We start from the raw sequence: 15183 nt of genomic DNA on the forward strand, positions 1-15183 counted from the left end.
AGCCTAAAAAAAAATCGGGAAGTAATTTTTTGCGTCAGACTAAGGTTGGGGGGGTGAACACTCCAACCTCATTTTATTGTGAAGCAATTACAAACGCAACACAAACCCAGTTACCAAAAATTGGCGCTTGATTTGATTGGCATACACCGCTGCCGTTTCGCGATTGTCAAATTTGCCAGCAAAAATTTTATAGGTATTGATGCCATTCACAGTTGATGCTGAAGTCACGTAAATTTCGCGTAGTCCCAGCGTTACCAGCGATTGAGCTTGTCGGATTGCATTGTCCATATTGGCATAAGAACCCACCTGCACAGAATAACCACTTCCTGGTGCAAGACTTGGAAAATTGCCAATAGTGGCATTGCTATTGAACTGTGCATTGGAATTGGTAGCCGGATTTGTGGATGCATACCTGTTATTTCCGGAATAGTTGTTGTATTCTGACGGTGTTTGACTGGCTATTTCATTGGAGGTATTGTAGTTTGAAGGCACGCCTCTACTTTGAAAACGGCGATCATAAGATGGAGGAACAGGGCCGTACTGAGGTACAGCAGAGGTGTTTTGATTTCCGGGTTGTTGCAAATTGCTATTGGCAGTATAGCCATTGGTTCCTCGCGCAGTAAAATACTCTTGTGGCGTATCTTGTGGCGCATTTTGTGGCACTCCATTGTAAATTCGGTCAAATGCGAAAGCATTGGCACTTTGGCCATTTGCAGCATTGTAATTGGCAGCAGTTGCATTGTTTTCTGCAAAGCCAAAATATTCTACTTTGACATTGGCATTTCCCGATAGTGTCAAATCAATCAACGAGGCTGCGGCCATAGACAAATCAAGGATAGATCCATCCGAGCGAAATGGCCCCCGGTCATTGACGCGTACAATTACCGATTTGCTGTTGTCAAGACGGGTGACTTTCAACAAAGTACCTTTTGGGTAGGTTCGGTGTGAAGCTGTAAACTGTGCGCGATCGTAAAACTCGCCATAGGCAGTAGGATGGCCTTGCAAGCCATCGGAGTAGAACTTGGCCATACCCGTTTCGGCTTGCTGCGCAAAAACCAAGGCAGAGTACAAAAACAGGACAGCCAGAATGCTGTATACTTTACGAAGTTTGTTCATTGGTCAAATAACTTTTTGAAAATAACGAAAAATATAACGAAAAGTTACAGCAAAAATTATGCAAGAATATTTTGGCAGTTGCTAAGCTTCAAAAAGTGCATTGACAAAAGTGAGTTTATCAAAAGGTTGAAGTTGATCAATCCCTTCTCCAACACCAATGTATTTGATGGGAATTTTTAGTTGATTCGAAATGCCAATGGCTACTCCCCCTTTGGCGGTACCATCCAATTTGGTCAGCGCCAAGGCGCTTACATCGGTCACTTCCGTAAAATGTTTGGCTTGTTCAATGGCGTTTTGGCCTGTAGTGGCATCCAGTACCAGCAGCACTTCATGCGGTGCGGATTCTATTTTTTTGCTGATGGAACGTTTGATCTTGCTCAATTCCTGCATCAGTCCGGTTTTGGTGTGCAAGCGACCAGCCGTATCAATGATCGCAATATCGCAATTGTTTTGGATGGCGTAGTTGACCGTTTCGTATGCTACTGCGGCAGGATCTGCATTCATTCCCTTGCTGTAAAAATCACAACCTACCCTTTCTGACCAAATTTTAAGCTGATCAACTGCAGCGGCGCGGAAAGTGTCTCCTGCACCTAACACAACCTTTTTGCCCTGTTTTTTAAATTGGTGTGCCAATTTGCCGATGGTGGTGGTTTTGCCTACCCCATTTACGCCTACAACCAACAAGATAAAAGGCTTGACGCCTTCAGGCAATTCGTAACCTGAAACATCTTTGGTATTGTTCTCCGCCAGTAATTGTACAATTTCATCGCGCAGGATAAAATTCAATTCACTGGTACCAAGGTATTTATCTTTTGATACACGGGCTTCGATCCTTTTGATGATTTCATTGGAAGTGGCCCGACCAACGTCAGCAGAGATGAGCAAGGCTTCCAATTCGTCCAGTACTTCTTCATCTACAGTAGACCTACCGGCCACCATTTTAGAGAGACTGTTGAAAAACGTACTCTTGGTTTTTTCAAGTCCTTTATCGAGATCCTCTTTTTCCTTCTTTCCAAAAAGATTGCTAAAAAAACTCATATCTATGGACAATTATCGGTGAAACAAGATCAAAATGGGGTGAAGAGTGATCGATTTCCTGCCTGGAGGTTAAGAATCACAGCTCACTGCCAACTGAAAAGGCTTTTCCTGTGCGAACACAAGAAAAGCCTTTTTAGGGACGATGCATCAGACCATGCATATATTTACTTCAAAGAAGCAATAAAAGCGTCTTTTTTGTCTTTGTGCACCATTTGCTTTTTGTAGCTGTACTTGCCAGTTTTAGGATCTTTGACGCTCACTACGATTTGAACGTAATCACGACCAGAGCCAATGTTGGCGACACGCTTAGCAACTTTTGCGTTTTTGGATACCTTTGCCATTGTAAACGATTTATGGGGTCAAATTAAGGCTTTTTTGTGGAATCCACAATTTTTACCTCAATCTTCGCTCAATCAGCAATTATTTAATTTCTCGGTGTACAGTCACCTTCTTCAATACGGCGTTGAATTTCTTCAATTCCATACGGTCGGGTGAGTTTTTGCGGTTTTTCTGGGTAACATAACGGGAAGTACCTGGCAGACCAGACTTCTTATGCTCAGTGCATTCAAGGATAATTTGAATGCGGTTACCTTTACTCTTCTTTGCCATGACGACTAAAAATTACTTGTTTAAGAACCTTGTTCTAAAATCACTCCGGTATCAACACCCTCTTTCTCTAAGCGCTGCAAGTATTCATAAATCCCCAATTTGCTGATGTTGCGCATTGCGGAAGTACAAAGCTTCAAAGTAACCCACTGATTCGTTTCAGGGATAAAGAAGCGCTTTTTTTGCAAATTTGGCAAAAAGCGACGCTTGGTTTTGCGGTTAGAGTGCGAAACGTTGTTACCTACAATCGGACGCTTTCCAGTAAGTTGACAAACCTTAGACATAATAAATAAATTTAAAAAGTTCAAGGTGTCAAAGGCTTTAAACCTAGTTGAACTTTTGACCTTGAACTTTTCGATCCAGAGAATTTTTATCCACCAAACCGATGGATAATTCATCAGAGTGACGCTGTAAGGAGTCGAACCTTAAACCTCCTGATCCGTAGTCAGGTGCTCTATCCAATTGAGCTACAGCGCCAGTGTATATTGCCGTGTTTTGCAATTGCGGATGCAAAGATAAGTAGCCTTGTGGAAGTGTGCAAGCCTTTTTTTAGTTTTTTTAAAGCTAAAATGCATTCTTTCCATAAAGCCTTAAACTCGAGGCGATTTTTTTCTCAAAATAAATTTTATTCACCCAATAATAAAATAAAAACCTATCTTTGACGCAGCCATTAATCTATTAGAGCCAAACGCCGTTTTCCCCCTCACGCTAATTTGGCTGCTCGCCGGTAAATCACAGCTTCTCGTTTTTGAGTTGCCTCTTCACTCCTTTAGTACACATTTTTTGTTTCTTTTGGCAAGCCCAACAAGAAACAGTTACGGTTGATTTTACTCATTCGTAGACTTTTACGCGGTATCCGTTACAAGCCTTTGCTTGTTGCGTCTACAGATGTAGCTGCCTACTCCTTTGTATGTTGATGATTTCATGAATATAAAAATGACAAATTTGGTTCCCATGAAGATGACCTCTACTCACTTTTTTTCTTTTTTGTACCGGATTTTACCGGTTGGGTTCCTGCTCGGAATGTTTTTGATTCCTAAGTGGGGACAAGCCCAATGCGATCCTCGTACATCCTGTGTCAGCCAAGTACAGGTGTCGATGGATGCAAACTGTAAATTTACAGTTACCCCTGCATTGGTTGGGTTCGGAGCTTGTGTCGGTACCTACCGGGTGGCGATAAGCGACAGCAATCCATCCAATGGCAACATCATTGATTGCCCTGGCCTTTGGGATTACGGAGTACTGAACGCCAACAATGAAGTCGTTTGCTGGGGTAAGATCCTGGCCGAAGACAAAAGTGGTCCCAAACTGATCGGGACGGATTTTATTTCTACGCCATTATGGTGTACTGACATTGACTATGTGCTGAACAACCCCAAAACGGTGGGCCCAACCAACACCAACCAGTCTTTGAGTGCACTCATCACCGGCTCTGTGATTGATTCGAATGTGAAAAACCTGGGGATTCCCAATTTTGAAGACAATTGCAAATCTTGTGGTTGCAATGTCACCCTCAAATTTTCAGACCGGATTGAATACCTGAATTGTACCGAAAGCCTCACCAGCGGGATTTTTGCCCGAATGTACCGGGTTTTCGTTGCCACCGACTGCCGCGGCATGACCCAGAGCGTGGAACAGGTCATCACCTTCCGCCGTCCTGTATTGAATGATTTCAAATTTGATTTTGCTGGAGACGCCAATTATAAAGCCATCATTGCTTATGATGCCTGTCTGGCCAACAAGAATCAGATTCGCCGCATTGATGTGGTACCTTATCTTACCAACTTCTTTGGTAAAAAAGTATACCTCGATTCCCTCGCCTGCAATTATGGCCTGAATGTGAGCGATACAGAGTTTCCAATTTGTAATGGAAGCGGACTCAAAATCGAGCGCATTCTGAAACTGTATGATTGGTGCCTCAACCGCGAGATCGGACAATATAAAATACTGATCAAGATCGGGGACATTAGTGGCCCCAGGGTGCAAAAACTTTCCCGTATCCCCATCCTCAGTACCGGGCCTATGGATTGCACCGCAGCGCTACCAACCACTGCATCTGGGTTGCGTGCGGTTTTGGGTGTAACCATCACCGACAATTGCAGCCTCGGCGCACTCAGCCTAAGGGTACGCACCAAAGGTAAAATTGTTAGCGGAATCGTAGTGGATACCAGCAGCTGGTCCAATGTGAACTATCCGACCGTCAATGGTTTCATCACGGGCTTGACGGTTGGCCGCCACCGAGTGATCATCAATGCCAATGACGGTTGCTCCAACTCAATTGTGGATTCAGTGGAGTTCTTTGTAAGAGATCTCATCGCTCCGGTGGTGAAGTGTGACAATACCTTGCGGATTTCTTTGTCCAATACACCCGGCTATCAAACTGGTTATGGCAAAGTGACCGCTGCTGACGTAGACGAAGGTTCCTGGGACAATTGCGGACGACTAAAATGGTTGCGAGTACGTAGGGTCGTTGCACAAAGTTGCGAAGCTACTTTTGTAGCCAGTGGTTACGACGTCAATAGCAACGGGAAAATTGATCCCTTGCCTACCAACGGAGACTGGACGACAGCAGATGGGTATGACCTCAATGGTGATGGGGATTTAGCTGATTTTGGCGAAACCTTCGTGATCAAGGATGGAAAACTATTGTCTCCATTAGGAGATTACGTCGAATTTTATTGTTGCGACCTCGCTGGTGCAGTTACGGTAGAATTATGGGCGGAAGACCTGGGTGGAAACCGCAACTATTGCTGGCTAGACTTGCAAATTGAAGACAAAACTGCTCCTATCTGCGTAGCACCCTGGGACATCTCTATTTACTGTACCGATAAGGATTTGGGTAGGTTGCCCGATCGGGTTGCCTCTGGGGTTGCTTATGGCGATGTTACCATTCAGGGCGGAAATGATTGTACCAACCTCAATGTACAATACAGTGTAGTCAACAACGTCAAGTGTGGTAAAGGGGTGATCATTCGCCGCTGGACCATCACCAAAGCTGGACAATCTACCACCTGCGAACAACGCATTACCGTACTGCCCATTACGGAATACGACATCTGCTTCCCTCGCGATGCAACCGCCGATTGTAAATCCGTTAAAGCCGACTCTGCCTTTACTGCTTCTTTGGGTTGTGATGTTGTGGCCGTCAATGTATCCGACAAACGTTACGATGCCAGCGATAGCGAGTGCTACAAAATTTTCCGCACCTATACTGTCATCAACTGGTGTGCGTACGACGACCGTTGTGGTGATCCAATGACAACTGGCCGCGTATATGTAGTAGACCGGGCAACTTTTGGAAACAATGGAAAAAATCAAATCTATGTTCTGGTGCGCGATAAAAACCGCGATGGCGACGAAGAGTTTTGGTTGTCTAAAAACCGTATCCCTGAAGACGCTGACGATATCCGGTTTACGCCTCCTGTTTGCGACGCAACGGATGATTACTACCACAGTTTCATGTATACCCAGATCATCAAGGTAGAAGACACTCAATTGCCCGTGGTGACCCGCCCACAATTGAATGTGTTCCCTACGCGCAGCACCGATTGTTTGGCTGATGTGACCATTACCTTCCAGGGCAGCGACAATTGTACGGCCAAAGTTGATCTGGAAATTCCGCAACTCATGGTTGCGCCCAACCAAATCATCAGTGGGAATTTCATCATGTACAATTCCTCCCGCTGGACGACCAAAGACAATGGAAATGGAACGTTTACCGTAACCATCAAAAACCTGCCCGAGGGCAAACACGATTTGATTGTGTCAATTCGGGACGGCTGTGGTAACCTTAGCCTACCTACCCGCATTCCATTTGAAGTACGCGACCGCAAAGGCCCCGCACCGATTTGCATCAATGGTCTGTCTGTATCCCTGATGAGCGATGAGCAGGGCGGCGGAACCATGGCGGTTTGGGCAACGGATTTTGTTGCCAGCCCAATTTACGATTGCAATGGCCAAGGCGAAGCCAATACCCAGGGCTTGAAGAAAGTAACCAAATATTCAGTCAATCGCAAAGGGGGAGTAGTAGATGTGGCCAATACCGGCTTGCTGCTGTCTTGCGCCGATAAAGGCAAATTGGTAGAAGTAGAAATTCACGCTTGGGACGAAGCGGGCAACCACGATTTTTGCCTGACCACCATTCAGGTAGACGACAACAATAAGGTCTGCCCAAGTGGAACGGTTCAGCCAGTAGCCATTTCGGGGTACGTTGCAACTGCTCAGAACAATATGATGAAAGGTGTGGCCATCCAACTTTCTGGAGATGCCGTAAAGCAATACATGAGTGGCAGCGATGGTACGTTTAATTTCGCAGGATTGAGCAAAGGCAAAAATTATACCCTTACTCCAGATATGAACAAGGATTTTGGCAATGGCATTTCCACCCTTGACTTGATTTACATCCAAAAGCACCTGATCAATTTGCAACCCATAACTGATCCATATCTCTTGATTGCCGCTGATGTTGACAATTCAGGCCACGTTTCAGTTGGAGATCAGATTCGCTTGCGCAAGTTCATCCTCAACATGATTCCTGACTTTGGTGGTACCAAAAGCTGGCGCTTCGTAGATCAGGCTTACCGCTTTCCAGTACCATTGAATCCCTGGAAAGAAGCCTTCCCAGAGGCAATTGGAATGGTGAATTTGGACCACGACGTCAAAGCCAACTTTGTAGGCATCAAAGTGGGTGACTTGAATCAAAGTGCAACCGTAACCGCCTTCCAGGTACCGGATCTGCGCAGTGGCGAGAACCTCAAGCTTTTGGTCAACAACCTGAATCTTGAAGCGGGTAACACCTACGAAATCCCTGTAACTGCTTCCGATTTGAGCAAAATCACCGGTTATCAGTTCGCACTGGATCTCGACAACAAAGCGCTTGAATTCGTTGGCATCAAAGATGGGGTGGCCAAACTGGAGAACTTCGGCATCTTTGCCGATCGCGGCATCCTGACCACTTCCTGGATGGACTTAGGTAAGGAAAAGAACGGCGCACTGTTTACGTTGGTGGTAAAAGCCAAAAGCGACCTCAAGTTGAGCCAGGCATTGCGCATCAATCCGATCGTGATGAACGCTGAAGCCTACAACCGCGATTATGAAGTAATGGGTGTAGCCCTTGCTTTTGGAGAACAGGCAATCCAAGATTCGAATCGTGGACTGACCCTGGAGCAAAACCAACCCAACCCATTCCAGGCAGAAACCCAGATTGGATTTTGGCTGCCCAAAACCGGCGAAGCTTCCTTGAATATTTACGATGTAACGGGCAGAACAGTTAGATCCTTGCGCAAGAATTTTGACCAAGGTTACAACCAGGTAGTGATCAATCACAACGATCTGCCTAGCACCGGCGTATATTACTACACGCTAACACAAAATGGCGAAAAAGCCACGCGCAAGATGATTGTAACCAAGTAAAGAATAAAAGTATATTTTACTAATAACGAGGGCTTTCCGCTACAAAGTGGAAAGCCTTTTTAGTTCATAAAGCCCGATAATGAAATTAATTTGGTGTAAAATTGAAATTCACGAAATTTTCTGCAATTATTCTTTAGGGATTTGTCTACTTTATTTTACCTAATTGAAATGAGCTTTGGAGAAGTTTTATCAGACCAGGTCAAACTATGGAGGTAAAAAAATTTACCGATGAACAATTAGTCGGATTTCTTCGCGAAGGAAACAGGATGGCCTACGAAGAAATTTATCACCGCTATTGGGATAAATTATACGTTTGGGCATCGCACCAGATTGGAGCGGAGAATGCAGAAGAGGTAGTTCAGGAAGTGTTTCTGAGCCTTTGGCTCCGTCATGCAGAAGTGGTGATCAAGCGCTTGGAAGTTTACCTGGCCGTGGCCGTCAAAAACCTGGTTTATAACTTCTTCAAATCCCAACTCACCTACCGGAAATATCAGGAATACATGATTTTTAGAGAATTAGACAATTCTCCTGATGGAAATGAAATCCTGAACTTCAAAGAATTGACCGATGAGATTGAAAAGGCGCTGAACCGCTTGCCTGAAAAAAGTGCCGATGTGTTTCGACGCAGTCGCTTTGAGAATCAACCGGTCAAAGAAATTGCCAAACAATTGAATCTAAGTGAAAAGGCAGTGGAATACCACTTGACCAAATCCTTGAAATACTTGAAAAATACCTTAAAGTCATATCACACTGATAATTGATAATCCTTAAACTATGTTGACATGACCCAAAAGGAGTTCAATGAACTGTCCAAACGCTACCTTGAAGGAAAGACTACTGATGAAGATGAAAAGCCTATTCTGGCGTGGTTCGATGCCCAACCAGAATTCAAAAAGGCCGATCATCCAAACGAAGAGTCTCTGAAGGCCAGGAAAAAAGTCTGGTCTAACCTGCGTAAAGAAATCTATGGATCCGGCAGCGTGAGAATTGTTCGCATGGTATGGGTATTAGGTGCGGCAATTTGTGGCTTATTGGGGTATATCGGGGTACTTAAACTGGACTTATCCAGACCATCCCCAAAACAAGCAAAGCCACAAATGGCAATTGCCCACCGTGGGATTGAGCTGAAGAACAACACGTATTCCGATCAAAAAATAAGCCTTGTAGATGGTTCACTTGTCGTGTTGAAACCTGGCAGTAGCCTGATTTACAACAAGGACTTTAACTTAAGCAAGCGCGAGCTATACCTGGATGGTGAGGCATTTTTTAAAGTCACCAAAAATCCATCCAAGCCATTTATTGTGCATGCAGGCAAACTGGTTGCAGAGGTCATCGGAACTTCTTTCTCGATCAAGAATGCCAAAGAATCAAAAAACGTGGAAGTAGATGTACTGACGGGCAAAGTTTCAGTTTATGCCCAGAAGATGACCCCAACCTCATCTGATACTGTCCAAAAAAAGATAGGAGTTGTCTTGACCCCCAACCAGCGTGTTCAGTACTTGAAAAGCGAACACCGATTGGTGAAATCCATTGTGGAAATCCCCAACGTCATCATTTCCAAGGAAGAACTCAAAAAAATGACGTTTTTCAATGCACCCATCGGGCAAGTCTTTGAAGCCATCGAAAAAGCATATGGATTGGTGATCATCTACGACGAAGAAGTAATGCAAGATTGCACCATAACTACTTCCCTGGATGATGAAAGCCTAAATGATAAATTAATGATTATTTGCAAGGTATTGAATGCGTCTTATGAAATGGTTGATGCTCAAATCGTTGTGTCAAGCAATGGTTGTCAATAATAAAGCCGGCAAAAGATGTCTAAACATTTTTTTTGCTGGTTGTTCCTAAATTGTTTAACTTAAACGTACATCAGAGGCATGAAAAAAATTCTACAGCACCGTGAAAAATTATTTCACATCATGAGAATCTCAATTGCTCAAATCATTCTTGCTGGGCTATTTGCAGGCATGAGTTATGCTCACCCTGCTTTTTCCCAAAAGGTGTTATTGCAAAAGCTGAGTCTAAACCTTGAAGACAAACAACTTTGCGAAGTACTGTCTTTCATTGAAAAAAAAGCTGAGGTTCGCTTTTCCTATTTACCGAAACAGATTGAAGCCGACCGGAAACTTAGCATTCATGTAGAAGAGGAAACGCTTGAGAAAATTTTGGAACGGGTATTCAAAAAAACACCAGTTCGATACGAAGTTTTCGGCGGAAAACAAATCCTCTTGAGCAAAACGCCAATCGACCGTAACGAAAAGATTGACTTTGAGCCACTATCCAGGATACAGACAACCCCTGTTCTAAAACCGGATTTTACGGTTCAAGGGATGGTTTCTGACAAGAACGGAGACCCTATGGTTGGAGCTACGGTTGTTTTGGAAGGCACTACCAAAGGAACTGTAACCGAGGCCAGTGGTAAATACGCCTTGGAACTAGCAGATGCCGATAAAAACGGAACCCTGATCTTTAGCTTTGTTGGTTACAATACCACTCGGGTAGCCATCAACGGACAAAGTGTAGTCAATGTAGTACTGGAAGAAGGCCGAGTTTTGGATGAAGTAGTGGTTGTAGGTTATGGTACCCAAAAGAAATCTTCTTTGACTGGTGCCGTATCTTCAGTAAGTCAAAAGGATTTAAAAGCATTGCCTGTTGTCAGCCTTACCCAGGCCATTCAAGGTAGAGTGCCTGGGGTGTCGGTTACCAACAACAGTAGCCCTGGTTCTGATCCGATCATCCGCATCAGAGGGGTTGGTTCAATTAGTCTGAATCCCAATCCCTTATTCGTGATTGATGGGGTGCCTGCAGGTGGCCTCAATAACATCGACCCAAAGGATATTGAGTCCTTGGAAGTACTTAAGGATGCCAGCGCCGCTTCTATTTATGGCTCAAGAGCAGCTAACGGGGTGGTTTTGATTACCACCAAGAGAGGTGCTGTGGGTAAAATGAAGGTGAATCTGGATTCTTACTATGGAGTGCAATCTGCTTGGAAAACCCTTGATTTACTCGATCGCGACGAATACATTCGTTACGGAACTGCCCTGCTGACTGCTTCCAATCAGCCTGTTCCAGGCCGTTTCAATAACCTGGCTACCCCCATTTACGATGGAGCTAGCACCACTTTTGGTCAAACCAACACGGATTGGCAAGATGTGATGTTCCGCTCTGCGCCCATTACGGATCACCAGTTGTCGATTTCTGGTGGTAACGACGTATCAAGGGTATACACCTCCTTAGGGTACTTTAGCCAGGACGGAATCATGCCTGTTACCGATTACCAGCGCCAAAGTTTCCGCATCAACTCGGATCACAAAGTGGCCAAGTGGTTGACCCTGGGTCAAACCCTGTTGGTAGCAACGGACAAGCGTCATTTGGAGCGCGACGGTGGGGGCCGTACTCAGATCCAGAATATCATGCGGATGATCCCTTACTGGCCAGTTCGTGACCCAACTAAAATTGGTGGCTTCAGTACTACCGCTCAAGGTTTGGATGCAACTGACCCTGAAAACCCTCTGCGTATTGCTGAGCAAGAGCAGCAATACCAGATCGACAATGGGGTAAAACTGCTGGGTACTTTTTTTACCGAAGTGAAGTTTACCAAATGGCTGAAGTACCGCTTCGTGGCGGGTGCTGATTTTGCCAATAGCCAATTTACTAGCTTCCTGCCCATCTACAACGATGGCAACCGCAGCCGGGTCATTGCTTCCCTGTCCGAAAACCGGAATAATTTCTTCTCTACCGTGTTTACCAATCAATTGACCTTTGATCAATCTTTTGGCAAACACAATGTCAACATTATTGCAGTAGCAGAAAAACAGGATGCCAAGTCGGAAGGCATTTCGGCCAGTGGACAGCGCCCTGACAACAACATTCAGGTATTGCAGGGGGTTTCCAACCCGAATGGTTCTTCTTCGCTGGCTCAAAACTCTTTGATTTCCTACGTTGGTCGTTTAACTTACGACTACGCCGGAAAATACTTGCTGGGTGCTTCCATCCGTCGGGACGGTTCTTCCAAGTTCGCTCCAGGCCGCAAGTGGGGGATCTTCCCATCTGCTTCGGTCGGATGGCGCATTAGTGAAGAATCATTCATGAAATCGATTACCGCAATTTCTTCGCTGAAATTGCGGGCCAGCATCGGCCAAACGGGATACAATGCCATTGGTGACTACGATTGGCAGCCGCTTATTTCAGCCAACAATACCATTTACCCATTTGGCAACACCACCACCAACCTGGGGTCTTACTTCAATCGTCTGGGCAACACGGGCTTGAGCTGGGAAGAAACGACCATGAGCAACGTCGGTTTTGACTTGTCTTTGTTTGAAGGTCGTTTTGACCTCAGCGCCGAATTGTACAAGCGTAAAACGGATGGTCTGCTTTTGAGCGTTCCACTGCCGGAATCATTGGGTTTCTCTTCCAGCCCACTGGCCAACGTAGGCAGCATGCAAAATACTGGTTTTGAACTCGCGCTGGGTTACAACCACCGCAGTGCCGATTTCAACTGGAGCTTGGCGGGTACTTTTGACATGGTACGCAACAAAGTCTTGAGCCTCGCCACACCCAATGCAAACATCAACTCTGGTAACAATGCCGACTTTGGTGGTTTTGACATTACCCGTACCCAGGCAGGAAGACCGATTCAGTCGTTCTATGGCTGGCAAGTGGATGGTATCTTCCAAAACGCCGCCGAGGTAGCTGCAGCAAATGCCCTTGGTAACGACAACGCTCCTTATCAAAACACCTCTACTGCTCCTGGTGACATTCGCTTTAAGGATTTGAATGCCGATGGCAAAATTGACGGCAGTGACCGTACTTTTTTGGGTAGCTATATTCCCAAGTTTTCCTATGGTTTGAACTGGAGTGGTACCTACAAAAACTTCGATTTTGCAGTTTACTTCCAGGGGGTACAAGGCAATAAAGTTTACAATGGAGTGAAAGTGATTGGCCAGGGTATGCTTCGCCTCTTCAATGCTACTACCGACGTTCTAAATGCCTGGACTCCACAAAACACCAATACCGATGTGCCTCGGGCCGTCAGTGGCGATCCCAATCAAAATACGCGTACTTCTGATCGCTTTATTGAAGATGGATCCTACTTGCGACTCAAAAACGTCAGCATTGGGTACACCTTTTCCAGCGAAAGCCTGAAGAAAATCAGCAACAATGTAGTCAGCCGGGTTCGGATTTATGTATCCAGCCAAAACTTGTTGACTTTCACCAAGTATTCTGGATTTGACCCCGAAGTGGCTTCAAGAGGCAACAACCTGCTCAATAATGGTATCGATTATGGCCAATACCCACAGGCACGTACGGTGTTGTTTGGGGTAAATCTTGGCTTTAACTAAAAAAATAATGCTTTGCTCAGTCAGGTGGAGCCATCTCTGCCTGATCATAAACTCAATAGATTATGAAAAAAATTGCTTTTTTAACCAGCTTACTAATGTTGGGAATCGTGCTGAGTTGTAATGACGAGGTGCTCAATAAAGTCAACCCAAATGGGGTAACTCTGGATACCTATTTCAACAATGACGCTGAACTTATTGCGGGTGTAAATGGAGTTTACGCCTTGGTTCAGCACAACGGTTTGGTATCCCGCGAGTGGTTTTTTACCCATGACCTGCGTAGTGATGAAGTGGCTACTGGTGGTGGTCAGTTGGAAACACCCCGCGCTCAATTGCTCAATGGCGTTAATGATGCAGGGAACTCGGTTTCCAATTCGGTTTTTACCGGTTGGTTCCGCGTCGTCCACCGTGCCAATGTTGTCATTGAAGCTGGCGCTGTTGCCAAACCCGGTATTACTGACGCAGTGCGCACCCGGGTAGTGGGAGAAGCAAAGTTTTTGCGCGCCTGGGCTTATTATGAACTAGGCACGTTGTGGGGTGGCGTTCCGATCTATACAGAATACGCTAAATCGGTAGAAGGCTCTAAGGCGCGTTCCAGCCAGCAAGATGTGTACAATCTGGTCATTAGCGACCTCAAAGCGGCTGAAAGCGCATTGCCAGCTACTTACAACGCGGCTAATTTGGGGCGTGCTACCAAACATGCAGTACAAATGCTCTTGGCGCGTACCTACTTGCAGTTGGGTGATTACAACAATGCCAAAACTGAGTTGCAAAAAATTGTCAGCTCTGGCTTGTACAAATTGGTGGACAACTACCTCGACCTTACCAATGAAGAGGGTGAATTCAACTCCGAATCTATTTTCGAAGTAGTGTATGCTCCATCTGGAGGTGCTTACAACTGGGGTGGAGATGGCGACGGAACGGCGGTACAAGAAGAAACGGTACGTACGCAGGAGTATTCTGCAGTGGGTTGGCGCAACCTGATTCCCTCCAATAAAATTTTGAACGACTACGAAAGAACCACTAAAGGGGACGCCAAAAATGACCCACGTTACGACATGTCTTATTGGAAACCTGGAGACAAATTCAACAATGGCAACAGCACCATGACCGATGACCGGGTACAGGGCAATGCTTCTGTTGTGGACGGCAAAACGGTGAAAATAAGCTGGCGCAAATACTCTGTCTTGTACAAGGTTGACAATGGCTTCTATACCAGTGGCATCAACATGCGGATCATGCGTTACGCCGATGTACTGCTGATGTTGGCAGAATGCGAAAACGAAGCAGGCAACTCAGCAGCAGCCATCAGTTTGATGAATCAGGTTCGGGCGCGTGCATCGGTTCAAATGCCCGCTTTTCCAACTACCAACTATCCTTGCAACAACAAGGATGAGGTTTTCCGCGCTATCCAGCACGAACGTTTTGTTGAGCTCGCTTCCGAACAGGTGCGCAACTTTGACATCCTACGCTGGCGCAAAAACAAAAAGCTCAAATCCGAGCCTATTTCTTTCTTTGTAGCCAACAAACATGAGTTATTGCCGCTCCCACAAACCGAGATCGACAATAACCCAAACATTGAGCAAAAGGATCAGAATCCAGGTTACTAAACAACGCAGAAAAATTAACTTCCCGATTTTGGGTTTTGAATAGGAAGTCGAACGGT

At 45.4% G+C, this 15183-nt stretch carries 10 protein-coding genes and 1 tRNA gene; 5 read left to right on the forward strand and 6 right to left on the reverse strand.

What is annotated here, in order from left to right; translation table 11 throughout:
* Window positions 1–87 precede the first annotated feature (87 nt).
* The 6 genes from ABW391_RS25210 to ABW391_RS25235 all read right to left on the reverse strand — a co-directional run bounded on the left by ABW391_RS25210 (window position 88) and on the right by ABW391_RS25235 (window position 3237).
* Window positions 88–1116 carry a septal ring lytic transglycosylase RlpA family protein gene (locus ABW391_RS25210; RefSeq protein WP_353484675.1) on the reverse strand — a complete coding sequence of 343 codons (1029 nt, stop codon included), beginning with the start codon at window positions 1114–1116 and terminating at the stop codon, window positions 88–90.
* Between the two features lie 81 nt (window positions 1117–1197).
* The gene (ftsY, locus tag ABW391_RS25215; RefSeq protein WP_353484676.1) at window positions 1198–2154 is read right to left on the reverse strand and encodes a signal recognition particle-docking protein FtsY; all 957 of its coding nucleotides are present in this window, start codon (window positions 2152–2154) and stop codon (window positions 1198–1200) included.
* A 164-nt stretch (window positions 2155–2318) separates the two neighbouring features.
* The gene (locus tag ABW391_RS25220; protein ID WP_353484677.1) at window positions 2319–2495 is read right to left on the reverse strand and encodes a DUF4295 family protein; all 177 of its coding nucleotides are present in this window, start codon (window positions 2493–2495) and stop codon (window positions 2319–2321) included.
* A gap of 79 nt (window positions 2496–2574) precedes the next feature.
* Window positions 2575–2763 (reverse strand): 50S ribosomal protein L33, encoded by a 189-nt coding sequence (gene rpmG / locus ABW391_RS25225; protein WP_353484678.1) that lies wholly within the window; start codon window positions 2761–2763, stop codon window positions 2575–2577.
* A gap of 20 nt (window positions 2764–2783) precedes the next feature.
* Entirely contained in the window at window positions 2784–3044 is a 261-nt protein-coding gene (rpmB, locus tag ABW391_RS25230; protein ID WP_353484679.1) for a 50S ribosomal protein L28, read from the reverse strand.
* Between the two features lie 119 nt (window positions 3045–3163).
* Window positions 3164–3237, reverse strand: a tRNA-Arg gene (locus ABW391_RS25235).
* A 621-nt stretch (window positions 3238–3858) separates the two neighbouring features.
* Here ABW391_RS25235 and ABW391_RS25240 point away from each other — a divergent pair.
* From ABW391_RS25240 to ABW391_RS25260, 5 genes are all read left to right on the forward strand, one after another.
* A complete protein-coding gene (locus ABW391_RS25240) occupies window positions 3859–8172 on the forward strand; it encodes a T9SS type A sorting domain-containing protein (RefSeq protein ID WP_353484680.1) in 4314 nt (1437 codons plus the stop codon).
* Between the two features lie 206 nt (window positions 8173–8378).
* Complete coding sequence (locus ABW391_RS25245) at window positions 8379–8933, forward strand: sigma-70 family RNA polymerase sigma factor (RefSeq protein ID WP_353484681.1); 555 nt, start codon at window positions 8379–8381, stop codon at window positions 8931–8933.
* A gap of 21 nt (window positions 8934–8954) precedes the next feature.
* Window positions 8955–9974, forward strand: coding sequence for a FecR family protein (locus tag ABW391_RS25250; protein ID WP_353484682.1), 1020 nt, complete (start codon window positions 8955–8957; stop codon window positions 9972–9974).
* A gap of 120 nt (window positions 9975–10094) precedes the next feature.
* A complete protein-coding gene (locus tag ABW391_RS25255) occupies window positions 10095–13520 on the forward strand; it encodes a TonB-dependent receptor (RefSeq protein ID WP_353484683.1) in 3426 nt (1141 codons plus the stop codon).
* Window positions 13521–13582: 62 nt separating this feature from the next.
* Window positions 13583–15127: a RagB/SusD family nutrient uptake outer membrane protein gene (locus ABW391_RS25260; RefSeq protein WP_353484684.1), complete on the forward strand. Its 1545-nt coding sequence runs from the start codon at window positions 13583–13585 to the stop codon at window positions 15125–15127.
* Window positions 15128–15183 lie beyond the last annotated feature (56 nt).

Origin of the sequence: Haliscomenobacter sp. (assembly GCF_040403615.1) — a bacterium.
Classification (GTDB): Bacteria; Bacteroidota; Bacteroidia; order Chitinophagales; family Saprospiraceae; genus Haliscomenobacter.

What these genes read in the sequence shown, in the direction of transcription:
- rpmB (WP_353484679.1), bottom strand. Translation starts at nt 3,044, where the DNA reads ATGTCTAAGGTTTGTCAACTTACTGGAAAGCGTCCGATTGTAGGTAAC.
- ABW391_RS25255 (WP_353484683.1), top strand. Translation starts at nt 10,095, where the DNA reads ATGAGAATCTCAATTGCTCAAATCATTCTTGCTGGGCTATTTGCAGGC.
- ftsY (WP_353484676.1), bottom strand. Translation starts at nt 2,154, where the DNA reads ATGAGTTTTTTTAGCAATCTTTTTGGAAAGAAGGAAAAAGAGGATCTC.
- rpmG (WP_353484678.1), bottom strand. Translation starts at nt 2,763, where the DNA reads ATGGCAAAGAAGAGTAAAGGTAACCGCATTCAAATTATCCTTGAATGC.
- ABW391_RS25250 (WP_353484682.1), top strand. Translation starts at nt 8,955, where the DNA reads ATGACCCAAAAGGAGTTCAATGAACTGTCCAAACGCTACCTTGAAGGA.
- ABW391_RS25240 (WP_353484680.1), top strand. Translation starts at nt 3,859, where the DNA reads ATGGATGCAAACTGTAAATTTACAGTTACCCCTGCATTGGTTGGGTTC.
- ABW391_RS25245 (WP_353484681.1), top strand. Translation starts at nt 8,379, where the DNA reads ATGGAGGTAAAAAAATTTACCGATGAACAATTAGTCGGATTTCTTCGC.
- ABW391_RS25220 (WP_353484677.1), bottom strand. Translation starts at nt 2,495, where the DNA reads ATGGCAAAGGTATCCAAAAACGCAAAAGTTGCTAAGCGTGTCGCCAAC.
- ABW391_RS25260 (WP_353484684.1), top strand. Translation starts at nt 13,583, where the DNA reads ATGAAAAAAATTGCTTTTTTAACCAGCTTACTAATGTTGGGAATCGTG.
- ABW391_RS25210 (WP_353484675.1), bottom strand. Translation starts at nt 1,116, where the DNA reads ATGAACAAACTTCGTAAAGTATACAGCATTCTGGCTGTCCTGTTTTTG.